We start from the raw sequence: 25080 nt of genomic DNA, 5'->3' as shown, positions 1-25080 counted from the left end.
TCTCCTCTCAAAATGGGACCACATCGCACGGCGTGGGCGGCGGGAGCGCTGCCGCGGCGCCGTCGACGTTTTCAGTCGTGTGCGCCTCCAGCCAGCGAGCCACGCCGTCGGCCATCGCGGCGCCTTCGGGCTCGTGCAAAAGGTCGTGGACGAGCTTGGGGCACATCCACAAGGTCCTGTCTTTGCTCGACACGCCGCCGAGGAACTCTTTCGTTCCCGAGGGCAACGTGATTTCGTCGATCTTCCCGTGCATGCCGAGGATGGGCAGGACGAACTTCGAGCGGTTTTCGGCGATACGATCCATCGTGTCGAGCAAGCCGGCGATCGTCCTCGCGGGCACGTCGCTGAGGTCGACGAGCGGGTCGTTCTTCGCTTGGGCGATCACCTCCGGGGAGCGGGAGAACTTGTCGATCGGTAGCGCCGCCGCGCCCGCCCCAGGAAAAAGTGTGGACGCGACGTGCGCCCCGAATCGCGCCGCGCCGCTCGCGTCCGCGGCGAGCGCCGGCGCGCTGAGCAAGAGGCCCGCGATGTCCTTCTGGTGATCGAGCGCATAGCCGGTGGCAATGGCGCCTCCCATGCTATGGCCGAGCACGAACACCGGCACCTTCGGCTCGACCTGCTTGCTGCGCTGGACGAAAGAATCGAGGTCGGTGATGAAATCATCGAAGTCGTCCACGCGCTGTGATTTGCCGTCCGAGCGACCATGGCCGCGGTGATCGTACGAGCGAACCGAGAATCCCCGCTTGGCGAGCCCCACCGCGAAGTCGGCGTACCGGGCGCTGTGGTCCTTGAGGCCGTGCACGACGATGAGCATTCCGCGCGCGTCGCCCTGCGGTCTCCAGGAGCGCTCGAAATGCACCCATCCATCGGCGCTCTCGAAGGTCGACTCGGCCACGCGCACGCCATCCTTCTCCACGGTGCGCGGCACGAAAGCCCGCGGCGCCCGCATCTCGAACGCGCCGCACCCGCTGAGCAGCACGAGCGCACATCCCACTGTCGTCCACTTCATCCGTCGACTCCTCGCCCCCGAATCCGAGCTCTGCCTCGCCAGGGCCGAGGTCAGGATGGCAAGCCTCGAACCCTGCTGGAAGGGCAGGTTCGGACGAAAAGCGGGCCGCGACGGACGGCGCCCGCGCACAGCGTTTTCCAGCCCATCTCGTGTCCCTCGCAGTTCGGCTGGGATGACCGGGAAGGACCCGAGCACGCCAATCTGGAAAGTCAACCGCCGCGGGGAGAGCCGGCTGTTCGCAGAGGATGGGGGGGCGTCGAGGTGCGGTCGTTTTCGCCGGCAAACTCCCCTCGCGCGCCTGTCACGAGGTGGACGCACGCGTCCAGTCGGACGACGCCATCTTGCAGGTGGTTCGAGAAACGCTTTATCAAAGCTCGACGCGCCTTGTCGTGCACCACGTCACCCGCCTTTGCCACGGCTTCCGCGATCGAGAAGGCCGCGAGCGCGAAATCCGCTGCGTCCGCCGCAGCGAGGCCGCCACCGATCGCGAGCCCTCCGCGCCATTCGCTCACACTCACCTCGCCGAAACCAGCGCTCTCGAGCAGCGTCAGCAGCTTGTCGGATTGGCCATAACGAAACGGGCCTGGAGCGTCGGGGACGGGAGGGGGCACGTCGACGAACTCGGCCACGACATCGCGCAGCGTCGTGACCCACGGATTGTCGGTGGGGCGCCCCCAGACCGCGAATGCGAAGCGGCCACCCGGCAAAAGCCAGCTTGCGAGGTTGTGGAAGGCGGCGGGCGCGTCGTCGAAGAACATCACGCCGAAGCGCGACACGAGCCGCTCGTAGGGCGGTCCAGGAGGTGGCGTCGTCGCCACGTCCGCAGTCGTGAAGGAGATGGCGTGCTCGTCGGGTGGCGTGCGGGCGCGCGCCGTCTCGATCAAACTCGGCGAGATGTCGAACCCATGAACGATGCTCCCCTTCGGCGCGCGCCGCAGAATCTCCAGCGTCGTTCCCCCGCCGCCGCAGCCGATGTCGGCGAGCCGCACCGGCGCGTCGAGGCGCAGCGCACGGATCAGTGGCTCGTCGATCGGCGAAAGCATCGCTTCCATGCCGTCGAGCTGGGCTCGCCATTTTTGGCCTCGGGAAGCCGCCCAATCGGACGCCGTAGGATGCTCGTTCGCCATCAGAATCCACGCTTTCCGCCAGCCCCCAGCGGCTTGGTGAGAATGCTGCGCGAAGGCCACCCCGCCTCGCGATTCGTCGCCCGCTTCAATCGAGACCTCGCTTGCCGGGAGCCCAGTAGGCCTTGTTTTTCTGCGCCGCGAACGTGACTCGCTCCCTCTGTGCCAGCCGTCGTATCGCCTGGATGGTCTGTGCTTTGCCGGTCAGTACCAATGCGCTCGGTGTCTTCGAGGCCGCCTTCACGGCGGACCACAGCGCATCGACGTGCGCGTCTCCGGCGGCACGGGCAACGAACGAGACGTCGCGAAGACCGATGGCGTCCGCCGCAGCCTGCGTGGCGGTGACGTCGTCGACCTCGAGCACCACCGTGCTGGGTTTGCCCAGCTCCCCGAGCGCGCGACCCACCGCGATCGAGGTCTCGTCACCGACCAGCAGCGTCGGGGAGGGCAGCTCCCGGAGCGGCAACGAGCCACGCGGCCCGAAGAAATGCACCTCGTCGCCTGCGCGGAGGGCGCGCGCCCAGCGCGCCCCCGGCCCGTCACCGTGTATGAATGCGAGCAGGCTCAAGCGCCCCGCTGCAGCATCGAACGCAAAGGGCGTGTAGGTTCGGAAGTCCCCGTCGATCATCACCTGCATCTTGTCCCCCGGCGCGCAGCGCGGCCCGGTGAGCGCCTCGCCCGCCAGCACGAAGAGGCGAAAACGATCCGCCACGTCGGTGACGCGCTCGACCCGAACGGCGCGCAGGATCGGCTTGAGGAGCCCGCCGAGGGCTTGCTTGATGGTGCTCATGTCGTTGCCTCATTTCCGTTCCGTGGATGGGTGATGTGCTTCGGCGGCCCGTCACTCGAAGTGATCGGTACGCCACGAACGTGCTCTCGGGCCGTCCGTGAGGTTGACGGGCTGGTCATGCGTGTTTCGATGCATCGGCCCTCGCTTTCCATCGTCTGCCTTTGCGCCACGCGACGAGACCCCAGGCGAGCGGCACGAGGCTGACGAGCAGCCCAGAGGAGCTTGAGCGGCAGACCGCCGTCATCTCCGAAGTGCTGGCGCGGTGCCGCGTCGTTCATCCCGAGACCCTCACGGCCGCGCCGAGGCGCCAGCCTTTCGCGCGCTCCTGCTCTCGCCAGAGCGCGGCGTAGACGCCGTCCTTCACGAGCAGCTCGTCGTGCGTGCCCGACTCCGCGACGCGCCCCTTGTCGAGCACGACGATGCGGTGCGCGCGCCGCACGGTGCGCAGGCGATGGGCGATCACGACGACGGTCTTCTTCTTCACGAGCTCGTCGATCGCGCGCTGGATCTCCGCCTCGGCCGACGCGTCCACCGAGGCCGTCGCCTCGTCGAGGAGCACGATGGGCGCGTCCTTGAGGATCGCGCGGGCGATCGAGAGGCGCTGGCGTTCGCCTCCCGAGAGCGTCCCGCCTCCCTCGCCGAGGACCGTGTCGTAGCCGCTCGGCAACGCCGTGATGAAATCGTGGGCGCGCGCGGCCTTCGCGGCGCGCTCGATCTCTTCACGCGAAGCATCGGGGCGGCCGACGCGAACGTTCTCGAGGATCGTGCCCGAGAAGAGGACGACGTCCTGGAATACCATCGCGATGTGCTGGTGCAGCTCCTCGAAAGGCACGTCGCGGATGTCGACACCGCCAATGCGGATTCCGCCCTTGCCACGCGGGATGTCCCACAGGCGCGCGACGAGATGGACCAGCGTCGACTTGCCCGAGCCCGAAGCTCCGACGAGCGCGGTGAGCGAGCGCTCGGGGAACGTCGTCGAGACGCCGTGGAGCACGGCCTCGTCTTCGTAGGCGAACGACACATCATCGATGTGGACGTCGAACCGCTCGATCCGCGCTGCCGGCGTGGTTGCCTCTGCGAGCGGCTCTTCGGCGAGCAGTCGATCGACGCGCCCGAGGGCCCGCTGCGAGGCGCGCAGCATGAGCAGCGCGACGCCGAGATCCGCGACCTGGCGCACGACGCCGACGGTCACGACGAGGAAGACGAGCAGCACCGCCGGTTGCATCGAGCCGCGAAGTGCAAGCGCGCTGCCTACCCAGGCCACCGCGACAAAGCTGACCTCGATGACGAAGCCGAACACGGCGAGCAGCGGTGAGGGCAACACGTCGGCGCGGATGAGGGCGTCGCGCAGATGCTCCATCGCTTTGACGAAGCGCTGGTAGACCTCGCCGTGCCGGCCGAAGGCACGAAGCACCGCGATGCCCTGCACGTACTCCACGACGCGCGCGCTCACGTCGGCCGTGGCTTCGAGCACCGCTTCGATCTCGCGGACGAACAGGGGCGTGGTCGCAGCCAGCACGAGGACCGCCACCGGCAACGCCGCCAGGATGACGAGCCCGAGGCGCAGATCGAGGAAGCAGAGCCCCAAGCCGACGAGCATCGGCAGCGCGAAGCTCGCCGCGAAGATGCCGATGGTGTGTGACCACACGTCCTCGACGAGCGCGATGTCCGTCGTCAGGACGCCCGAAAGCTCACCGCTCCGCCGGTGCGTGAAGAACCCCATCGGTAGGCGGCGCAGGTGATCCGCCGTGCGGATGCGCGCCTGCCCCAGGAGCGCGTGCGCGGCGATGAAAATGTTCGACATCGCCCCGCCCGAGAAGGCGAGGCGCAGCACCACCGCGAGCACGATGCCTCCGGTGATCCACCACGTCATCTGCATCGAGAGCCGGTGTTCGAGCGCCTCTCGGACGAAGAACAGGACCAGCGCGTAGGGCGCAGCGATCGTGAGCGCTTCGGCGAACGCGAAGAGCAGGCCGCGCCGTAAGCGCGCGTCCTTTCGCCCCGCGAGACGCTCGCCGAGCATGAAGACCTCGCGGAGCATCATGCCACCTCCTCTGCGACGAGCGACGGGCCTGGCTCGCCGAGCGACCAGTCGAGCGCCTCGGTATGGCTCTTCCACAGACGTCGATAGAGCGCCGAGCGCGCGAGCAGCTCGTCGTGCGTGCCCTGATCGTTTACACGCCCGCCATCGAGCACGACGATGTGATCGGCGGTGGCGATGGTCGAGAGGCGATGCGCGACCACCAGCACCGTTCGACCTGCGCACAGCTCCGAGAGCGCCTCCTGGATGCGCGCTTCGTTCTCGGGATCGGCGAAGGCCGTTGCCTCGTCGAGCAAGAGCACCGGCGCGTCCTTGAGCAATGCGCGGGCGATCGACAGGCGCTGCTTCTCGCCGCCCGAGAGTCGCGCGCCGCGCTCGCCGAGCAACGTGTCGTACTTCCTGGGCAACACCTGAATGAAGTCGTACGCACGCGCGGCGCGGCATGCGGCGTCGATCTGCTCGTCGGTGGCGTCGGGCCGAGCGAGGCGAAGGTTCTCGCGGACCGTGCCGTGGAAGAGGAACACTTCCTGAAACACCATCGAGACGCGCGAGAGCAGCGTATCGAGCGGCAACGCCCGCACGTCGACGCCGCCGAGCTCGACCCGGCCGCTGTGGGCCTCCCACAGCCTTGGCACGAGGCGGACGAGCGTCGTCTTGCCCGCGCCCGAAGGGCCCACCAGCGCCGTGACCTTGCCGGCGGGAACTTCGAAGGACACGTCGTGGAGGACCTCGGGCCCGCCATCCTCGTACCGGAAGCCGACCTCGCGAAACGTGATGCCGTCGTGGGCAGGGCGCGCGTCGCCGGTGGAGGTCTCGAGGTCCGGCACGGCGAGGATCGCCTGGATGCGCGTGTTGCTCGCCTTGATGCGGTCGACGTTCCCCCACGCGAACATGAGCCGCATCAGCGACATGAGGAGCTGCGGGCCGAGGACGAGGAACAGCACGAGCGATTCGAGCGAGAGCGTCCCGCGCATGTGGAGCCATCCGCCCACGGGCACGAGGACGACGAGGCTCGATCCGATGAGCGTACCGAATGCGCCGTAGCCCCGGCCGTTGGTGCGCATGAACCCGACCATCCACGCGAGCCCGTCCTCGATCGAGCGCGAGAGATCGCCGAAGCGCTGCGCGGTCAGGCCGAACGTCTTGATGACGTGGATGCCTCGCAGGTACTCGAGCAGCGACGTGTTCATCCGGCTCTGGATCTCGTTCCAGTGCTGGTGCGCCTTGCCGACGTCGCGCATCGCGATCGCCATCGCCACGATCGCGATGGGCGCCATCACGAGGCTGGCGAGCGCCATGCGCCAGTCGACCCACAAGAGGGCGATGGCGGTCGAGAGCGGCACGACGAACGCCGCGATCGCGTCCGGGAAGTAATGGGCGACGAAGCCTTCGATCTGGTTCACGTCGTCCAGCAGCGTCTTCTTGAGCTCGCCCGCGCCGCGGCGGCTGAAGAACGAGAGCGGCACCGCGCCGAGCTTCTTCGCGAGACGGAGGCGCAGGTCGTGCAGGACGCGGAACGCGGCCACGTGCGCGAGCATGTTCGCCGCGGCGACGAGGGCGTAACGGACGACGAGCGCGCCCGCGGCGGCGAAGGCGAGCGAGCGAACGGCATCGAGGTCGGGCGGCGTCGCATAAATGGCGGTGGCCATCCGGGCCACCACGAAGAAGGGCACCAGCGCCAGCGCAGCGGCCAACGTCGAGGCGAGCGCAGCACCCGCCACGAGCGACCCCTGCAACGCGAGCAGCGCGCCGAGCCCCTTGAGCGCCTGCTCCTGGTGGGCGTTCGTCGCCTCGCTCATGGCGACCTCGGGGTTATAAAGATAATGCGAGTCATTTGCATCGTTCTCTCGAAAGCCGGATCCCCCATCGAGTCGGGAGCGCTAGACGTGGGTCATGCCGCGCGCGCGAGCTGCGCCCCGCGACGCGCGTGGCCCCGGGCGGTGCATTGCAGCGCCGATCAACGCGCCCTCCCTTTGGGCGCGCACCTGGAGCAAACGCCGAAGAGCTCGTGCACGTGTCCCGTCAGAGAAAAGCCGAACTGCTCGGCGATGTCGCGCTGAAGCACCTCGATGGCCTCGAACTCGAACTCGACGACCTTGCCGCAAGAGGTGCAGATGAGATGGTCGTGGTGTTCGCGTTCGAACGCGCGCTCGTAGCGGTGTCCTTCGCCCGCGGAGACCAGCGTCTCCTGAATGAGCCCCGCTTCCACCAGCAAGGGCACGATGCGGTAGACCGTGGCCGGGTGCGCCTCGACCGCGCCCGTCTCTCGGAGCGTCTTCACCAGGTCTTCGACCGTGAAGTGCCCGTCGTACGCGAGGGCCCCGCGAGCCACGGCGTCACGAACCTCCGAGTTCTTCAGCCCCTTGGCGCGTACGACGCCATGGAGCTGTTCGAGGGCTCGGTGGATGCCGACGGCGTCGAGGACGGGAGGCTGGGTTGCCCTACGCATGGTCATATCGTGCGAGCGCTTCGCGGGATCCTCAAGAGCCCCACGTGCCAGCGGCCCGGCTCAGCCCGCGACGTGCGCTCGCCCGCCAGGCCCACGAGCTGCGCGTGATCTGCGGCGAGGGTTGCCTGTCTTCGAGCGGGTGGCGATGGCGGAGATCGAAGGGGTCGCCGAGGTGGCCGACCAGGAGGCTCACGACGTACGAGGTGAGAGAGACGCTCGCGATGCTGAAGAACCCGCTGGTCCCCACCCAATCTGCCGCGACCGCCGCGAGGCTGGCCACGAAGCCGACCATCCCGAAGATGCCGAGCCCGAGAACGCAGGTGGACCAGCGCTCGATGCAGCGGCAGCACCAGCGGCGCGTCTTCACGCGAACCCTCGCAACGCGCCGAGCTTGGCGTTCCGTTGCGCATACAGCGTCGCCGCCGCTTCGCCGAGGACGGCCCACAGCTCTTCGAGGGCCAACGCGTCGATGCGCACGGTGGTGGTGCCGAGGTGGATCGACACGCACTCGCACTCGGTGCACTGCTGCACGTGGGCGATGTCGTTCTTGGCGAGCGTCACATGATGGCAGGTGGGCGCGAGCATGAGGTCCTCCGGTCGGTGACGATGATGCGAATGACTCGCGTTGTCAACAACCAGCCTACCGGAACGTACAGACTCGACGATCTGGACACTTGCTGAACATCCAGATGGCGCTCGTCTCGAACCGCACCGCCGACATCATGCGGGGGCTCGCTGTTTTCTCGGTGTCTTCATTGGGTTGAGCGCCCGGGAGGGACACCCAAATCGTCACCGGTTTCTGCGGGGTTGCCGTCGGGGGCGCGGGCCCTCGGGCGCCGGATCTGACGGCTCGTCTCTCGGCGCTGCTTCGAGGCCTGCGAGAATGAGCTGGATCCCGTAGCGGAATCGCGCATCGAGGTCGGCATCGAGCAAGTGCGTGGAGGCCTCCCCGAGGTGCGGGTACGCGCCGCGGGCGAGCGCCGCCCGGAGGTGCGCTGGATCGACCTTGCCGTCCTCCACACCGGGGAGCGGCGCCAGGGCTTGCTCCTCGAGGGTGAAGCCGATCGTGTAATAGACCATCGTCCAGGTCCCCCACGCGGCAGCGCGCGGCGAGAGCCCCGCCTCGCGCAGCGCGCCGACCCACGTGTCCGCGAAGCGGAGCGTATTCTCCTGCGTTACGTAGGTTCCCGCGAAGACCCGCGCTCCGTCGCGGTGCGCGAGCAGCGCCCGGCGGAGCCGCTCGGCCATGTTGGCTGTCCGGTCCATCCACGTGAGCCCCTCCGGGGCGCGGGCCACGCAGTCCGAAAGCAGGGCTTCCGCCATGGCGTCGAGCAGCTCCTGCTTGTTTTTCACATGCCAGTAGAGCGTGGCCGCCTGCACGTTCAGCTCCTGCCCGAGCCGGCGCATCGTCAGCGCGTCGAGCCCGACCTCGTCCAGGAGGCGCAGCGCCGTCGAAACCACCTGCTCGCGTCGTAGTCGCATCGCAGCTCCCGTTCTTTTCTTCCTGCTTGCCGTTCTGCCCCGCCGAGCCGGGAAGGCCCGCGCCGCCGCCTTGACTCTAACACTGTTCGAGTTACTCTAACGTTGTTAGAGTTTGAGACTTGGAGGTTCCGTGATGATGGATACGGACGTGGTGGTCGTGGGGGGAGGCCCGGTCGGGCTGATGCTGGCGTGTGAGCTCGCGCTCGCGCGGGTCCGGGTACGCGTGCTGGAGCAGCGGACGGCGCGAATGGAGCAGTCGCGCGCGCTCACGCTGCACCCGCGCAGCATCGAGATTCTCGATCAGCGCGGGATCGCGGGCCGCTTTCTAGAACGCGGAATCCCGATCCCCACGGGGCATTTCGCGATGCTCGACACCCGGCTCGACTTCTCGCGCCTCGACACAGCGCACCCCTACACGTTGTTCCTGCCTCAGGCCCGCAGCGAAGAGCTCCTGGAGGCGCGGGCGCGCGAGCTGGGCGCCGAGATTCTGCGCGGCCACGCGGTCGTCGAGGTCACGGAGCGGGAAGGGAGCGTCGCGCTGCGGGTCCAGGGTCCCGAGGGCCTGCGCGACGAACGCGCGCGCTACGTCGTGGGTTGCGACGGGGCGGTGAGCGTGGTGCGCCGCTCGATCGGCATCGCCTTTCCGGGGAGCGAGACGACGCTGACGGCTTTTCTCGGCGACGTCGAGGTCACGGAGCCCCCTGCCCGGCCGGGCTCCCGCGTGGGGCCGCACGGCGGCGTGATGGTGGTGCCTCTCGGCGACGGAGGCTATCGGTTCGTCGTCTTCGATCCGCAGAGGATGCACGCGGACAGGTCCGAGCCGGTCACGCTGGACGAGCTGCGGAGCTCCGTGCAGCGGATCCTCGGCACGGACTTCGGAATGCGAGACCCTCGTTGGCTGTCGCGTTTCGGCAATGCGACGCGGCTTGCGGAGCGATATCGCGCAGGGCGCGTCTTTCTTGCGGGCGACGCCGCGCATATTCATTTTCCTGCCGGCGGCCAGGGGCTCAATGTCGGTCTCCAGGACGCGATGAACCTCGGCTGGAAGCTCGCTGCCGCCGTGAAAGGCTGGGCGCCGCCCCACCTGCTCGACAGTTACCACGACGAGCGACACCCCGTCGGCCGCGCCCTGGTGCGCAACACGGAGGCCCAGATCCGACTGATGGACGTCTCGGAACCCGGCTTGGCCCTCCGCGAGATGATGAGCGACCTGCTCGGCATCGAAGCCGTGAACCGGCGCCTCGCCGGGCAGATCAGCGCGATTGATGTCGCTTATCCTCCTGCCGAGGGCGCGACGGCGCACGCATGGGTCGGCAAGAGGGCGCCCGACCGCGCGCTCGAGACGATGCGCGGCGCGGCGCGCCTCCACGAGCTTTTGCATGCGGGTCGGTATGTGCTGCTCGATTTCGCCGACGATGAAGAACTCCAGGCCGCGAGTGAGGCGTGGAGCGATCGCGTCGACGTCCTCCAGGCCAAGGTCGCGGCTCCGCAGACCGATTTATCTGCTATCGATGCGCTTCTGGTGAGGCCGGACGGGCACATCGCCTGGGCGAGCGGGCGCGCGACGCGCCTCGACGATCTCCGGGCTGCGCTCGCGCACTGGTGCGGGCCCGCTTAGGGTAAGGACGGGAGCGATGAGCCAAGACGCGTACGTGCAGCTCTTGGAGATGTCGTTGGCATTACGGCGAGGCGACGTCCAGGGCGCGCGCGCAAGTACGCGGCTGCGCGCCTGCATTCTCGCAGCGGGCTCCGCAAGCCCCGACAACCTATCCTGCGCGGAACACATCGAGGTCGGCTCTGTTCGTCGCCGATTCGCCCGACCGGTCACGGTTCGAGGCATCAAGCTACGAGGGCATGACACGATGGTCTCGGAGTTGATAAACGTTCTCGAAGACGCACCTATCCCGGCAGCCGTTCGCAAGGAATTCCCACAGTTGACAGCCGCGGACTGGCGGGCCTGTCTTCGGCTCATCACGCTTCTTTTGGCGTCGGCGGAACACGTCGAATCGTCGAGCAAACCGCGTACACGTCCATAATGCAGACACCAGGATTGGGCCTACGAAGGACGGCCGAACTGCCGCACGGCCCTCTGGGTGAGCTGCCCCAGGGCCCTCCGAGTGGTTTCCTCACACGAACAGCCCCCGCATGGCACGACCACGCCAGGTTCCGCATCGTGTGGACCGACTGCCTGCTGTGGGCGCTGGGGGGCACGCGCGGCAGGCGACCTGATCCTCCTGGGCCATGGCGCACAAAAGCACTTGACATTCGCGAAATCTTTTGTGCTTCCTGGTCCTCGATACCGCTCCACGCATCCAGCGTCGGACCGGCAGCAGGGCGCGCAGCAGGAAATCAACGGCTGCTAGGACGAGCAGACGGTTTCGGCTATTGTTAGGGTATCCGCCAGGCGGCGATCCGTAACAGAAGGTGCATGAGCGCTCTCACAGAAGGCAGCATCATCGCCGGCCGATACCGGCTCGGTCGCCCGCTCGCGAAGGGCGGCATGGGATCTGTCTTCTTCGCGGAGCATCTCCAGCTCCGCACCAGCGTGGCCATCAAGCTCATGGCGCCCGCGCTCGCCGCCTCCGCCGACGCGCGCGCGCGCTTCGAGCGTGAGGCGCAGGCGTCCGCGGTCATCAAGAGCCCGAACGTCGTGCAGGTTTACGACTACGGCGTGGAGGGCGACTGCCCGTACATCGTGATGGAGCTGCTCGACGGCGAGGACCTCGAGCGCCGGCTCGTCCGCGTCGGGCGTCTCTCGCTCGCGGCTACGATGGACATCGTGCAACAGGTCTGCAAGGCCCTTCGCCGCGCGCACGAGCTGGGGCTCGTGCACCGTGATTTGAAGCCCGCGAACCTCTTTTTGTCAGGCCACGACGACGAAGAGCTCGTCAAGGTCCTCGACTTCGGGATCGCGAAGGCGAACGGTCCGGTGCTCGCTGGAAACGCCACCAGGACGGGCACGCTGATCGGATCGCCGCAATACATGAGCCCGGAGCAGGTGCGGCGCGGGAAAGAGGTCGATCCCCGCAGCGATCTGTGGTCGCTCGGGGTGATCGTCTACCGCTGCGTGACGGGCCGGCTGCCATTCTCCGGCGAAGAGATCGGCGATCTCCTCGTCGAGATCTGCACGGACCCGATCCCTGCCCCATCGAGCATCGACGGCGCTCTCGGCCCCGACGTGGACCAGTTCTTCGAGCGCGCGCTGGCACGCGACGTAAGCAAGCGATTCCAGAGCGCGGGCGAGCTCGCCGACGCGTTCGCGGCGGTGGCGAGGGGCAGCGGGCCGATCCCGATGAGCACCTCGTCACAGAATCACGCGCTCGGCCCGCCGCCGGAGCCGGGGCCAGCAGCCGTCAGCGCGCCGGGAGCAGCTTCGGGGGCGGGCGGAACGTTGTCGCCCTCGGGGCTCAGCGTCGCGCAGTCGCCGGCGAGCAAGCCGCGCACGATCGCGGTGGCGGTCGGCATCGCTCTCGCTGCCAGCCTCGCCGTCGGGCTGGGCGTGTTCGCGTGGTCGCGCTCCTCGGCCCCGAGCGCGCCTGTTTCCAGTCCGGAAGGTGAAGGAAAAAGTCCGGCATTTTCCGAGCCCAGTCCCGCCGGAGCCGCGAGCGCCGCGGCGTCCGCGAGCGCCGCGGCGTCCGCGAGCGGCACGGCGTCCGCGAGCGGCACGGCGGTGGGCACAACGGCGCCGCCCGAAAGGCCCATCAAGGGCACGGTCCAGCCCAAAAAAGGGACCAAGACAGGCCATGATCCGCTCGACCATCAGTGAAGTCGTGCGCTGCGGGGCACGCTTCCGGCCAGCCGTGGCATGGGTGACATGGGCGATCGTCACGGGTGCGGCCCCGGCGCGCGCCGAGCCCGTGAAATCGGATCCAGCGGCTGCGGAGGCGCTGTTCAGAGCGGGCCGCGACCTCGTCAAGAAGGGGGACTATGCTGCGGGCTGCCCCAAGTTCGAGGCCGCGCTCGAGCTGAACCCATCCGCCGGGACGATGCTCAACATCGCCAAGTGCCACGAGCATGAGGGCAGGCTCGCCACCGCGTGGGAGGACTACCACCGCGCACGGACATTGAATCGCGAGACGGCGGGAAACGCGCGCAAGCGGGAGCTCGACGACATCACAAACCAGGGGATCAAGGACCTGGAGCCGCGCCTGCCCAGGCTGAGGGTCGTCGTCACCGCGCCTCCCGCCGGAATTGAAGTTTCGCGGGACGGCAAGGATTTGCCGAGCGCCGCGTGGGGGGAGGCGCTCCCCGTCGATCCGGGCAAACACGAGGTCCGCGCGCGGGCCCCGGGCCGCAAGCCCCGGACGGTCGAAGTGACACTCGAAGAAGGCAAGACGAGCACGGTCGAGATCACGCTCGAGGTCGACACGACGCCGCCACCCAGGAACGGTGTCCCCATCTGGGCGTGGATCGCCGGCGGCGCTGGGCTCGCGCTCGCGGGCGTCAGCGCCTATTTCGTCTACGACGACCTGGCCGCGATCGACGCCCTGCATGAAAACTGCGACGTGAGCTACAATGGCACGTACTGCGCCGCGGGTTACGACTACCAGGCGGACAACAGGCGCAAGAATCGCGATTTCGGCCTTGCCTTGGGGCTGGGCGGCGCAGGCGCCCTGGCGCTTGGCGCCGCCGTTTATGGGATCGCGACAGCCCCTCGCTCGAGACCGGCCGAGCCGCAGGTCGTCGCGGTGACGCCCTGGATCGCTCCCGGCGCAGCGGGAGCGTGGATGTTCGGGAGATTCTGATGGCTGCTTCGAATGGGTCTCTCCTGTGCGCCCTCGCCCTGGCCATGGGCCCGGCCGGTTGCATTGCCGACGTCGTGCCGAGCTCCTCGCTCGCGAGCTGCGCGGATCTGGCGGCCACGTGCGGGCCCAAGGGCGACGAGATATGCTGCGCGAACGCGCTCGTCACGGGGGGAGCGTACGAGCGCCTCGATCTGGAACAGAACAAGTCGTATCCGGCCACGGTGAGCGACTTTCGGCTGGATCGCTTCGAGGTGACGGTCGGGCGGTTTCGAAGGTTCTGGAGCGCCTATTCTGGGTTTCTTCCGGCCGCGGGCGCGGGGGCTCATCCGAACATCGAGGGAAGCGGGTGGGACGATTCATGGCCGTTGCCGCAGGACCAGGCCGAACTCACCGCTTCTTTGAAATGCAGCTCCTATTATCAGACCTGGACGGACGAGCCCGGCGACGGCGAAAACAAGCCCATCAATTGCGTCAACTGGTATGTCGCGTTCGCCTTTTGCGCCTGGGACGGCGGTCGATTGCCAACCGAGGCCGAGTGGAACTACGCGGCGGCCCGCGGTAGCGAAGAGACGAATTACCCGTGGGGGAGCGCCGCGCCGGACGATGACCATGCGGTGTATTGCCCGAATTACTCGGAGGTGGATCAGGGCTGTCCGACCGCGACGCTCGCTGACATCTCGGACGTCGGCTCCAGATCTCCCGCGGGCGATGGGAAATGGGGACAATCCGACCTGGCCGGCAGCATGCGCGAGTGGACCCTGGACTACCACGACGTGTACCCGGAACATTGCGACGATTGCGCCAACCTGACGAATGGTATGGGGGGCCGTGAGGCGCGCGGCGGCGACTGGAACAACGACGCGGCGAGCCTGAGCTCGTATCAAAGGATCGCCTACGACCCTGCGGAAGCGAAGAGCTGGGTGGGGTTTCGCTGCGCTCGCCGGCCGCGCTGAGCACCTCAGGGCGCGTTGCACATGATGATGTGCTCGACGGCGTCGATGAGGATCTGCTCCACCCGCAATGCACCGATGGCTCGGGCGTCGCCGAAGCGTTCGAGATCGAAGGGCGGCGGGTTGACCTCCAGATAGGCGAGAATCTGGAGCGGATATCCTTTCCAGCGGATCACGCAGAAGCCGACCACGTTGCGACTCCCTGTGGCCCCGCGGAGGCCGAGGGCGAGCTCGATGCTCGGGGTGTCATGCCCTTGATCGAGAAGGATCCGGGCCTCGTGCCCGGCCCGCCGGAGCTCGGCCGCGATCTCCTCCATCTGCGGCCGGAGCAAATCGTCGCGGAGGGCCGCGAAGCTCCGGAGGAAATCGGCCTCGTCCGGCGTCCGCCCCTCGGCGATGCGCCGCGCATAACGCGCGGTGAGACGCTCGAGGCGGAGGCGGTTCTGCTCTTTCATGTGCTGCGTCGTCAGGGCGCGAGAATCAGCACCTTGGTCTGGCTCGGAGCGATGGTCATGCCCCGGGCGTTGGTGCGGTTCTGCATGGTGGGGCTCGTCAATCGCGTCACCGGCGCGCCCTTGATGAGCACCTTGCGGGCTCCCATCACGTGCCGCGAGGTGCTCATCACCGAGCGCGAGAGCACGCCCCCACTGATGCCCGGGTTGTCCCCGTTGGTCATGGGCACTGTGGTGCGCATGTTGTGCACCGGCGCGCACACGAACAGGACCTTGTAGACCGCAGAGACCGCCATGGGGTTGGCGGCGAAGTTGGGATAGGGGATCGGCACGGGCCCCGGGGGCGTGAGGCATACGTCGGGAATCGCGAAGGCCATGCCCCCGCGTTGGGTGTTGGCAAACATGGGCTCCTCCTCAACCGATGTGGACCTGACCGCCGTCGATCTTGGTCAACTCTCCGCTCGTCACCAGGGTGGTTTGCGACTTGATGTTCACCGCAGCCTTGGCCGAGACCTCGTAATACCGGGCCCGGACCTGCTCCGATTCGGCGATGAAGCGATAGGCCCGTGCCACGCGCGACACCCAGCGATCGGCCACTGACTCCACCGATCGGGCCACGGTCTTGACGTGATCGATCTTCGCCACCAGCCGATCGCCGAGGTAGCTCATGGCCTCCACGGCCAGGGCCCCTTCCCGGGCGTGGACCCGCACCTTGCCCGAGGCCAGCGTGGTCTCGCCGGGCGTGGCCATGCACACGCCGCTCTGGGCGTGGATCGTCACCTTGCCCGCGGGCGCGCTCATTTCCAGATCCCCCTCGGCCACGAGCCGCGTCGCCCCTCCGCCCTCGCGCTCCAGCACCGCGAGCACGTGGCAGCCCTCGTCGTGGAGGGCGAGGAGCACAAGATCCCCGAGCGCAGGCTCGACCAGGCAGCTCACCGCCCTCCGGGCCTCGTACTCGCCCGAGCCCACGCGCACCATGAGGCGCTTGCCCAGGATCGCGGTCACCGTGCCCACCTCCTGGGTGGCCAGGGTCTCGGTCCGCTGTCTCGCCAAGTTGTCTCGCATCGCTCGTCTCCTTATCTCGCAAGAGGCCTCTCACGGAGACCAACGCTCTGCTTCCAGCAGCTCCTCGTCATCGCCGAGGAGCCCGGCCCGGCTCGTGAACACCGCTCCTTTGTCGCGCGTCTGGTGAAAGCGGGTGCGGAAGAGCTTGGCCTGCGACAGATCCGCTTCTTCCACGCCGGCGTGGGAGAAATCGGCGTAGCTGAGATCGGCGCCGCGGAGGCTCGCGAGCTTGCACGCGGCGCGCTGGAAATTGGCCTGGTAGAGGCAGGCGTCGGCGAAACTCGCGGCCTCGAGGTTGGCCTGTTGAAAGACCGCCTGCCGGGCGTGGAGTCCCTTGGCCGAGGCCCCGCTGAGCCGGGCCTCGGCGAACATCGCCCGCTCGGCGTTGGCGCCGTCGAGCTTGGCACCGATGAGCTTCGCTCCCTTGAAGTTGGTCTGCACGAGCTCGGCTCCGCGCAGATCGCAGCCGCTGAGATCGGCCTCGTCGAGCATGGTGAAGGACAGGTGCATCCCGGAGAGATCCTGCCCCCGGAGCTTGGCTCCGCTGAGCACCGAGAGATGCATCCTGGCCCCGCGCAGGCTGGCGCTGGAGAGGTCGGCCGCCATCAGGCAGCAGCGCTCGAGCTCGGCCTCGTCGAGGACGATCTTCTCGAGCGTGGTCTCGACGAGCGCGAAGCGATCGAGCTTGGCCTTGCGGAAGCTGGTCTCGGCGGCGCGCCCCTTGACCATGCTGGCGATGCTCAGATCCGCGCCCTCGAAGGAGGCCCGGGAGAGATCGCAGTCGACGAACTTGGCGTCCACGAGATCGCTGCCCGGGAGCGCCGTGCCCTGCATGGCGCACTTGTAGAACGAGGTGTGGCGGGCCTTGACCTCGGTGAGATCGGCGCTGCCGAGATCGCAGGCGTTGAAGATCGACTCGCTGATCTTCGCGCCCGCGAGCTTCGCGCCCCGGAAGCTCACGCCCTCGAAGACCACACCCGAGAGATCGAGGCCGGCGAGATCGAGGCCGGCGAGATCGGCTCCGGCGATGAGCTCGCCCTCGCCGATGGCCGCGATGAGCTCGTCGCGGGTCATCCTTCTTTCCTCGTGAACACCACCTGATTCACCAGGGCTCCGGCGAAGGTCGTGCGGTCATCGCCGATGGTGTGAAGGAGGCTGGCGCCGAAGAGGTTGGCCTTCTCGAAGATCGCGCCCGGTACCTTGGCCTTGTCGAGGATGGCCTCCATGAGGTTGGCTTCGCGGAGATCGGCGCCGCTGAGATCGGCCTCGGCGAAGCGCGCCTCCCGGGCCGCGATCTGCGTGAGGCGCGCGCCGCGGAGCACGGCCTCGCTGAAGTCGGCGCCCTCGGCCCGGGCTCCCTCGAAGTTGGCGCCTTCCAGGTTCACGCCGCTGAGGTTGGCCTCTTCGAGATCGGCTGCCGAGAAATCCGCGCCCGGCAGCGTCGAGCTGGCGATGATGCACAGGCCGCGGGCCCGCGCTTCGCGGAAGGAGGCTTTCTCTCCGGCGAAGTCGAGGAAGCTCGTCCCTTCGAGGTGGGCGCCGTCGAAGTTCGCAAGGGCTCCCTTGCATTGCAGGAAGGTCGCCCCGCCGAGCTGGGCCCCGGTGAAGCGGGCCTCGGTGAGATCGAGCTCGAAGAACTGCACCTCGCGGGCGTCGGCGTCGGTGAAGTCGGCGCCGAACACCCGCGTCTCGAAGAACTCGGCGCCGGTGAGATCGGCCCCGGCGAGCTGCGCGCCATCGAGGCGCGCCTTGTAGAGGACCGCATCGCGGAGATTGGCGCCGGCGAAGCGCACGCCCGAGGCCTCGGTGAAGCCGAGGTTGGCCCCCACCAGCTTGGTGTCCTCGAAGCGCGCGCCCTTCACGTTGGCGCGGGTCAGGACCGCGCCCGAGAGATCCGCCCCGGTGAAGTCGCAGTCCGAGAGATCTGCGCCTTCCAGCAGGGCTTCGCGGAGATCCGCCTCGGCGAAGCGCAGGCCTTTGAGATCGGCGCCCGTAAGATCACGCCGGGCAAGCGACTCGCCCGCGGCGAGCGCCGCCTCGACCTCGGCCCGCAGCGCGGCCTTCTCGGCCTCCGAGAGCTGCGCGGCGGGCGGACACTGGTGGGCGTGGGCGCGGTAGGCTTCGAGCGACGAGGCCTCCATCTGCCGGAGCTCGTCGGCGAACGCGGGATCGGCGATCTTGGCTTCGAGATCCGGCATCGGCGCCCCGCCTTTGCGCGCCGCCCCGGCGACCTCGTGCATCTGGGCGAGCTCGGCCTCGGCGCGGAACTTGGGCGGGCCTCCCCCCTCTTGCTCCGATCGCTTGACCAGGGCGTCGAAGTCGATGCCCTGCGCGGCGCAATCGCGGCGCGCCTTGGCCTCGGCCTCCTTGGCGCGGGCTTCGCCCTCGCTCTCCATCGCTCGGGCCTCGGCGTCGGCGCGGTCGATGTAGTCCGGCAGATCATCGAGCGAGGAGGGCGGTCGAGCGGCCGCGACGGGCTGTTTGGGAAGCGCCACCTCGGGATCGATCCCGGCGGCGCGGAGCTCGTCGCGGGCTCGTTCGAGATCGCGCTCCGCCCGAAGTTCGGCGCGCTTCTCGAGGAGCTCCTCGTCGTCGAGGAGAGCGTCCATGTCGGTGCCGAGCTCTTCCTCGAAGAGCGGCGCGCTCGGATCCGGCGGGGGCAAGAGCTCGCGATCGCGCAGCGCGTTGACCGCGCCCTTCTCCTCGTCGAGGCGCGCGGCCAGGGCCTCGCGGTAATGCTCGATGGGCTTCGGCGTATCCGCCTTCTCCAGGGCGCCGAGGAGCAGCGCCACGTCGCCGGCGTCGTTCTCGCCGACCTCGATGACCCCGCGAAAGACGGCGATTCCGCGCTCCAGGTTGGGCAGGAGGATCAGGGTCTCGAGGCGCGTCGCGACCTCGCGCAGGGCCCCTTCGGCGATCACCGTCTCGGCCGTCTCGGCGCTGGAGACGAAGCAGCGAGCGCGAAGCCATGGGACCCGGCTCTCGAGGCGGGTCTTCCTTCCGTGGAGGTTTTCGAGCGCGATGGCCTCGCCTCCCTGGAAGTACTCGCCGAGGCGTTGATCCGCGGGCGCCACCTGAAAGGCCTCGACATCGATGTCGCTGGCAAAGCCGGGGAACTCTTTCTCCAGCCAGGCCGTACCGTAGGTGCCTAGTTTGGCAATGCGGGCTTCGAGCGCCGGATCGAGGGCCCCGAAGCAGGCCGGCGGAGGCCGATCCCGGGGCGAGGTCATCAAGTGCCGGGGGTCCTCGAGGTGAGGAAGCCGGTGCACCGTGCGGCCATTCTCCTCCACCGGAGAGAGGCCCATCCCTCGAGGATTCTGCGGATACGCCGCTCCGCCAAAGGCATTCTCCCAGGCCAGGGCCATCTCCACGATCGGCTCGGGGTCGGTGGGTACGCCATTGCGCCACTGCCGGGCCCCGACCACGTAAATGGTCTTGTCCACCAGGGGCTTTTCGGCGGGGCCCAGCACGAGGCGCGCGGCCATGGCCGGGCTCGGCTTCCCCCCGGGCGCAAAGGCGCTTCCATAAAGAAGAACCTCGCCGCGGGGCTTGGGCATGCCCTCGTCGAGGATGGGCGGGGTGCTCGCGCCCTTGCCCATCTCCGCCATCGCCTTCTGCCACAGGGCCACTTCCGGCAGGGGCAGCTCCGGGGCCTCGAGAGGGAAATACGCGAGCAGGCCGACGCTCAAATAGTGCTTCCCGCGAAGGGTGAACACGCGCTGCAGGACCGAGAGGCGGCTGGGTTTGACGACACGCATGGCTCGAGAACCTCGAAGGACATCAAAGGACGACGAAGCGCCCGGTCCGGAGCAGGGTATTGGCCTCGTTCTGGATATCGGTCCTCATCTTGGTAAGGCGCACGTTCGCCTCGTGGCGCTCCAGGGCCTTGATCTTCACCTCGGCAAAGGGGCCATTGAAGATCTCCAGGACCTGCCCGTTGAGCTTCGAGACCACCGAACCGTTATGGGTCTCGCGCACGATTCCAGTGCTGGTCGAGGTGCGGCTGCCTCGGTGGGTCTCGGTGAGGTTGCCGATATGGGTATCCTTGGCGTTGCCGTAGTGCGAGGCGGTGGCGTTCCCCCGGTGCGTCTCCTCCGAATTGCCGTGGAGGACCGACTTGGCATTGCCGAGCTGGAACTCGTCGAGGTTGCCGGTGTGCCGCGAGTTGGCATTGCCGGTGTGCATCGACGTCTGCTTGCCGGTCATCGTCGATTTGGTGTTGCCGATGTGGGTCTCGGTCTTGTTGCCTGTGAGGCTCTCGGTCTTGTTGCCCTTGATGGATTCGGACTTGGGCCCGATGTAGTACTCCATCACCTTCCCCCAGGTGAATGCGACCTTGCCGCCCATGAGCTGCTCGGTCTTGAGCCCGATGAGGAGTTCCTGCTTCCATCCGCCGACGACCTCCAGCACGGTGGCGAGCTTGAGATCCTCGGTGGCGCCCACGGTGAGCGTGGCTTTGTTGCCGAGGACCTTCTCCGTCTGGTTCTGCCACTCGTTGGTCTCGTCGCCTTCGGCCTTTATGTCGAGGTTCCCCTCGGCCGTGATGCTGATGTCGCCCTTGACAGTGACCGTCCAGTTTTCACCCACGTCGTTGTCGTAGTTCTTGCCGATGGAGACGAGGCCGTTGTCGTCGGTCTTGGCGATGAACTCGTGCCCGTCGTTGGGTGCGCCCATGCGGATGTAGCTGTTGGAATAGGGCGTGGAGAGGGTGACCCGCTGCAAGCCCGCCAGATCCTCGAGCTCCAGGCGGTTTCGGCCGCCGGTCTGGATGATGTTCTTGGTGTGGTTGCCGCTGCTCACCGGGCTGGGGTTGAGCACGTTGGGGACCACGCCAGAGATCACCGGGCGATCGGGATCTCCGCCGAGGAAGCTCAGAACCACCTCGGTGCCCTTGCGGAGGGGAAAATGAAATCCCTCGATGCTCCCGCCGTGGGGCTGCATCATCCGCACGTAGGTGGATCCGGAGCCGCTCGGGGAGTCGTTCTCGTCGAAGTTGAACTTCACGAGGTAGCGCCCGTACTCGTCGATCTGGGCGTATTCGCTCTCCCCGCCGCCGTCGACGACGCCGTTCTCGAAACCGTAGATCCGCGGCCAGGGCGTCCGGGATTCGGGCCGGAACTGGGTGCTGGCCGGGATGGCCGCCACTTCGACGAAATAGGTGTCGTCGTGCTCGAGGCCGATGAGCTCCTTGAGGTGCAGATCCCCGGCGGCCTGGTTGCCCTGGTGGTGGACCTCGATGGCCAGATACTTGGTGTTGAAGCGGGGGCGGGGGTGCTCCTCGAGATCGAAGGTATGGCCGGCGCGGAGGTGCATCCGCGTGCCCGTGGCCCGGGCGATCGATTTCCGGGTGAGGAACTCTTCGGATCGAATCTTGGCCAGGCGGACCCCGGTGTCGGGCGAGAAGAAGCGCTCGCCGTAGAGGCTGACCTTCCCGGCCCCCTTGGCCGAGACCGCCGCAGACCCCGATAGATCGAGCTTCGGTCGCGCATAATCGTAGTCGCGGAGCTTGACCTCGGCGGGCATGGATCCGTGATTCAGGGAGAAGGAGCGGAACGAGGCGCCGGCGCTGCGATCTTCCCCGGTCTGGGGGAAATAGCGGACGGGCTTGCCGATGCCCTCGGCGGGGTAGGACTTGTCATCACAGAAGATGATCTTCTCGCCCCCCTCGTTGTGTTCGAAGAAATAAGCAACACCCTCGCGCTCCAGCCAGCGGGAGACGAAATCGAAATCGCTCTCGCGGTATTGGCCGATGTGCTCCTCCACCTCGTAGCTCTGGGTGAGGCGGAATTCGTAGCTGCCGGCGAGGCCGTTGTCGTCGAGGACCGCCCGGATGGCGTCGGGCGCGCTCTTCTTGGTGAAAATCCGGCTGTGCCGCGAGAGAGCGAGGCGCGCGAGGCGAGGTACGAGCACGACGCGCACCAAGGCCCGGCCCCCATACTCGTGCACCAGATCGACGTCGCCGAGCACGCCGGCGAGCACGTAGGGCGGGATCTCGTCGCTCTCGCGATCGATCACCAGGCTGGCCGGGTCACCCACGGCTTCGGCGAAATCGATGTCGCCGTCGTCGCTGTGAAATTGCAGGTAGACTTCGAATCGATAGGGACGCGACATGGCTTCGCTGCCACGGAAGCCGACGACTCGCGAAGGGCGGGGAAGTCCGCTCGACGAAAAAGTGATGAGGTCGCGCATGGATGTACCTTTCTCATCGCGGCGCCGAGGGCCCCGGCGCTTCGGGCGCGGAGTATAGCGATCCCGCTCCCGAGAAAAAAGACGGGATGACCAGCGTCTCGCCCCCCTCGTCCTGCTCGAAGAAGTCGGCTCTTCCGAGCGGTACGCGCCGAACAGCCGGAGCGAGACCTTCGAGACGCCGTTTCACGCGGACCGGACCCGGGCGATCTCTTCTTTGATCTGCGCGGCGAGTTCCGGATCGACCATCCGCTTTTCCCACCGCCGTTTCACGCGTGTCCACACGGTGCGCCGAATCCGGAGCGCATCGAGCGCCGTAGAAAGGCTGCCGTGCTCGTCGGCGACGACGAGTGTTGCGTAGGTTTTTACGTCGAGCGGGCCACGGATGGCCTCCCACGCAGCGACGTACGCCGCGTCGAAGCGATCGCGCAGCGCCTTTGCCCCGCGCTTGACTTCCTGATCCACAGCGTCGTTCCAGCGTTGCTCCGCGGCGCGCCAGCTCTCTTCCGTGAGCCCGTGCCCGGCGAGGATCTCGGTGCGCGACGCAGCACGCTCGGCGAGCTCCGCCGCGATCGCGGCACAGCGCTCGAGGTCGATCCGGTCGTGCGGTGAAGGTGGGGTCGCTCGTGCAGTGGCCGCGGGAGGCGCCGGTGCGGCAGGGGGCTCTGCTCCGGGCGAAACGATGGGTGCCATCACGGCCGGAGGCGCCGGCGTGGCTCGGGGTGCGGGAGCGGCGAATGGCTCCGGCTCGGGCGGGACTATCGGCGCGACCTCTTCGGGCTCCGGGGCGAGCATCATCGTACCGGCGTCGAAGGCGGGCGCCACGATGCGCGGCGCGCTCTGACCGGACCAGGGAGCGCCCGCGATCGGCGCAGCGGGCCCTCTGCGCGGCGCGCCCTGCGTGTCCGGATCCGCGAAGGGGAGCGGTGAGGCCGTGACGACGCCGTCCTCGGGCGGCAGCACGAATGTCGAGGCCGCGGCGCTGGTCTGCGCCGCGGGCGCGTCGCGACTCGAATCACGCGAAAATGGCAGGATCGGGCGCGTCGCCGACGCTCCTTCGTCGCCCGCGAGCACCACGGTCTCCGCGCCCTTGCCGATGACCACCGTCACGGCGTCGTCGCCACCTACGCTGGGCGATGTCACGCGTGATGCGGGGGCCGCGGCCTGCTCCATCCATCGCGGATCGGGCCACACGAGCGCCTCCCCCGCGACCTCGATGCCTGCGACGATGCGCGCGGCCGCGAGCGCCGCCTCGCCCGCGACGGGGAAGCTGCGCCGGCACACGAGCGTGCATCGCTGCTCGTCACCGTCGATGCGGAGCGTGTCGGCCATGAGATCGAGCGGATGTCCCTCGGGCACGCCGAACTGGGAGAGACCAAAAATCCTCACGACGCCGCGCGCCCCCGGCAAGCGCGTCGCGATGTGCGGCCGCGCGGGCGAGAGGCCTTCGAGCACGATCCACTCATCGCCGCGCAGGAACATCGTGCGCTGATCCGGGGGCGCCGCCTGGAAATACGACCAGTCGAAACCATCGGGGATCTCCGCGATCGCGCCCTCCAGCGCCTTGCGTGGCGTGGCTCCCAGAAGCCGCTTGCGCGCAGGCCAGGCACGCGCGATCGGGCCGAAGCCAGCAGGGCGAAGCGGTGCGCTCGGATCGATGATGCTCGCCTCGCCGGCGCCTTGCGCGATTCCGAGCGGATTTTCCTCCCCCAGCGCGCCGCTCCACGCACGCTCGTAGACGACGGGCATGCGCTGAAAGCCCGCCTTTTCATAGGCCACGAGCCGCTTGTCGAGCAGGGGCCTCGTGCCATCGAAGACCGCGAGGCGCAATGGCAAAGGCTGCAAGGCGCGCTCCGGGGGCGCATAAGCGTGGCCCGTGAAGAGTACATCGGCGCGGCCCAGATACGGCGCCACGTCCGTGGTGAAACGGACGCTGCGGCTCGGGTTGTTGCCGTGATGGACCTCGGCCCGCAGGATCGGCTGCGGCTCGGCGCGCTGCATATCAGCGTCGGTCACGAAGGCAAACGTGGCCTTGGCGATGACGGTGAGGTGGAGGTGCCCTGCGGCGCGCCACGCAATGGCAGCGGCGGCCGACGCCGGCAGAGCGATCACATCGGCGACAGGCGCGCTCTCACGCACGGCCCGAAGACCTATCACGGCGGCCTCCACCCTACAACGGATCTTTTCGGACGACGGCATGCACGATCCTGCCGGCGTACGATCGGAGGTGTACGATGAGTGGCGATGCGGCGTGCGCCGCATCGCCAGGAACGATCCCAGGACGCGAGCCGCGGCGATATGCCGGACAGCCCTTCACGACGAGGAGAGCGCCAGCCGAAAACCGATATCTATCGACGTATTCAGGAAAGCATCCGCCGGACTGGCGTCGCTCTGCCCGGTCAGAGCTTCGGATACAAAGTCAGGGGTGGAGTAAGCAACAATCGAAAAACGAGATCGATTGTAACGAGCGATGGGCGACCTACAAGGGCCGGACGGCGGCGAGGGCAGGCCTCCGTCGACGGCTTTGCTCCGGAAACGGGACCGAGAAGAAAACATCACCCGATCCCGGGGCGCGCCCTTCCCTTTCGACCGCCGGTCCCAGGTCCTCGCCGTGGCCTCCTCGTGCCAGCCCCCCGCTTCTCCTCCGGCCCCAGCAACAGTGATCCTCCCCCGGATCCGTGGACAAACCCAAAGGCGCGGAGATGCGCTAGGAGAGTTCCATGGCGAGGCGGAAGCGGAGGTCGTTCAGCGCGGAGTTCAAGGCAGAGGCGGTTCGTCTCTGCCAGG

At 67.9% G+C, this 25080-nt stretch carries 19 protein-coding genes and 1 pseudogene; 4 read left to right on the top strand and 16 right to left on the bottom strand.

Annotated features, from left to right (window positions below; all coding sequences use genetic code 11):
• Positions 1 to 7: 7 nt before the first annotated feature.
• The 9 genes from QHF89_RS40240 to QHF89_RS40200 form a co-directional block, all read right to left on the bottom strand.
• Positions 8 to 1009, bottom strand: a complete 1002-nt coding sequence (locus QHF89_RS40240) for an alpha/beta hydrolase (protein ID WP_136972441.1) — start codon at positions 1007 to 1009, stop codon at positions 8 to 10.
• A 209-nt stretch (positions 1010 to 1218) separates the two neighbouring features.
• Positions 1219 to 2061, bottom strand: coding sequence for a class I SAM-dependent methyltransferase (locus QHF89_RS40235; RefSeq protein WP_284721549.1), 843 nt, complete (start codon positions 2059 to 2061; stop codon positions 1219 to 1221).
• A 160-nt stretch (positions 2062 to 2221) separates the two neighbouring features.
• Positions 2222 to 2923 (bottom strand): siderophore-interacting protein, encoded by a 702-nt coding sequence (locus tag QHF89_RS40230; RefSeq protein ID WP_136972443.1) that lies wholly within the window; start codon positions 2921 to 2923, stop codon positions 2222 to 2224.
• A gap of 274 nt (positions 2924 to 3197) precedes the next feature.
• Positions 3198 to 4967, bottom strand: coding sequence for an ABC transporter ATP-binding protein (locus tag QHF89_RS40225; RefSeq protein WP_284721548.1), 1770 nt, complete (start codon positions 4965 to 4967; stop codon positions 3198 to 3200).
• Positions 4964 to 6763, bottom strand: coding sequence for an ABC transporter ATP-binding protein (locus tag QHF89_RS40220; protein ID WP_136972444.1), 1800 nt, complete (start codon positions 6761 to 6763; stop codon positions 4964 to 4966). Before QHF89_RS40220 ends, QHF89_RS40225 begins: the two co-directional genes overlap by 4 nt.
• 158 nt (positions 6764 to 6921) lie before the next feature.
• Positions 6922 to 7413 (bottom strand): Fur family transcriptional regulator, encoded by a 492-nt coding sequence (locus QHF89_RS40215; RefSeq protein ID WP_136972445.1) that lies wholly within the window; start codon positions 7411 to 7413, stop codon positions 6922 to 6924.
• Positions 7414 to 7444: 31 nt separating this feature from the next.
• Complete coding sequence (locus tag QHF89_RS40210) at positions 7445 to 7780, bottom strand: hypothetical protein (protein WP_136972446.1); 336 nt, start codon at positions 7778 to 7780, stop codon at positions 7445 to 7447.
• Positions 7777 to 7998 (bottom strand): hypothetical protein, encoded by a 222-nt coding sequence (locus tag QHF89_RS40205; protein WP_136972447.1) that lies wholly within the window; start codon positions 7996 to 7998, stop codon positions 7777 to 7779. The genes QHF89_RS40210 and QHF89_RS40205 overlap by 4 nt, the downstream gene beginning before the upstream one ends.
• 204 nt (positions 7999 to 8202) lie before the next feature.
• Positions 8203 to 8895, bottom strand: coding sequence for a TetR/AcrR family transcriptional regulator C-terminal domain-containing protein (locus QHF89_RS40200; protein ID WP_136972448.1), 693 nt, complete (start codon positions 8893 to 8895; stop codon positions 8203 to 8205).
• A 136-nt stretch (positions 8896 to 9031) separates the two neighbouring features.
• On the opposite strand from QHF89_RS40200, the gene QHF89_RS40195 reads away from it, so the two are divergent.
• From QHF89_RS40195 to QHF89_RS40180, 4 genes are all read left to right on the top strand, one after another.
• Positions 9032 to 10513, top strand: a complete 1482-nt coding sequence (locus tag QHF89_RS40195) for a monooxygenase (protein ID WP_136972461.1) — start codon at positions 9032 to 9034, stop codon at positions 10511 to 10513.
• Positions 10514 to 11323: 810 nt separating this feature from the next.
• Positions 11324 to 12661, top strand: a complete 1338-nt coding sequence (locus tag QHF89_RS40190) for a serine/threonine protein kinase (RefSeq protein ID WP_136972449.1) — start codon at positions 11324 to 11326, stop codon at positions 12659 to 12661.
• Positions 12662 to 12695: 34 nt separating this feature from the next.
• On the top strand, positions 12696 to 13640 hold the full coding sequence (locus tag QHF89_RS40185; RefSeq protein WP_136972450.1) for a hypothetical protein: 945 nt from the start codon (positions 12696 to 12698) through the stop codon (positions 13638 to 13640).
• On the top strand, positions 13640 to 14593 hold the full coding sequence (locus QHF89_RS40180) for a formylglycine-generating enzyme family protein (protein ID WP_136972451.1): 954 nt from the start codon (positions 13640 to 13642) through the stop codon (positions 14591 to 14593). The genes QHF89_RS40185 and QHF89_RS40180 overlap by 1 nt, the downstream gene beginning before the upstream one ends.
• A 5-nt stretch (positions 14594 to 14598) precedes the next feature.
• Here QHF89_RS40180 and QHF89_RS40175 read toward each other — a convergent pair whose 3' ends face one another.
• The 7 genes and pseudogenes from QHF89_RS40175 to QHF89_RS40145 form a co-directional block, all read right to left on the bottom strand.
• On the bottom strand, positions 14599 to 15045 hold the full coding sequence (locus tag QHF89_RS40175; protein WP_136972452.1) for a hypothetical protein: 447 nt from the start codon (positions 15043 to 15045) through the stop codon (positions 14599 to 14601).
• 11 nt (positions 15046 to 15056) lie between these two features.
• Positions 15057 to 15446, bottom strand: coding sequence for a DUF4150 domain-containing protein (locus tag QHF89_RS40170; RefSeq protein ID WP_136972453.1), 390 nt, complete (start codon positions 15444 to 15446; stop codon positions 15057 to 15059).
• A 10-nt stretch (positions 15447 to 15456) separates the two neighbouring features.
• Positions 15457 to 16107 carry a DUF3540 domain-containing protein gene (locus QHF89_RS40165; RefSeq protein WP_136972454.1) on the bottom strand — a complete coding sequence of 217 codons (651 nt, stop codon included), beginning with the start codon at positions 16105 to 16107 and terminating at the stop codon, positions 15457 to 15459.
• A 30-nt stretch (positions 16108 to 16137) separates the two neighbouring features.
• Complete coding sequence (locus QHF89_RS40160; protein ID WP_136972455.1) at positions 16138 to 17181, bottom strand: pentapeptide repeat-containing protein; 1044 nt, start codon at positions 17179 to 17181, stop codon at positions 16138 to 16140.
• The gene (locus QHF89_RS40155) at positions 17178 to 19865 is read right to left on the bottom strand and encodes a DUF2169 domain-containing protein (protein ID WP_136972456.1); all 2688 of its coding nucleotides are present in this window, start codon (positions 19863 to 19865) and stop codon (positions 17178 to 17180) included. Before QHF89_RS40155 ends, QHF89_RS40160 begins: the two co-directional genes overlap by 4 nt.
• A gap of 952 nt (positions 19866 to 20817) precedes the next feature.
• Positions 20818 to 22296 (bottom strand): annotated as a pseudogene (locus tag QHF89_RS50275) (type VI secretion system Vgr family protein); the annotation flags it as partial.
• A gap of 183 nt (positions 22297 to 22479) precedes the next feature.
• Positions 22480 to 24432 (bottom strand): DUF2169 family type VI secretion system accessory protein, encoded by a 1953-nt coding sequence (locus tag QHF89_RS40145; protein ID WP_284721546.1) that lies wholly within the window; start codon positions 24430 to 24432, stop codon positions 22480 to 22482.
• Between the last annotated feature and the right edge of the window lie 648 nt (positions 24433 to 25080).

Origin of the sequence: Polyangium sorediatum (genome assembly GCF_029946465.1) — a bacterium.
Taxonomy (GTDB): domain Bacteria; phylum Myxococcota_A; class Polyangia; order Polyangiales; family Polyangiaceae; genus Polyangium; species Polyangium fumosum.
The sequence above is the reverse complement of the archived record's forward strand: the minus strand, read 5'-3'. Positions and strand labels throughout refer to the sequence as shown.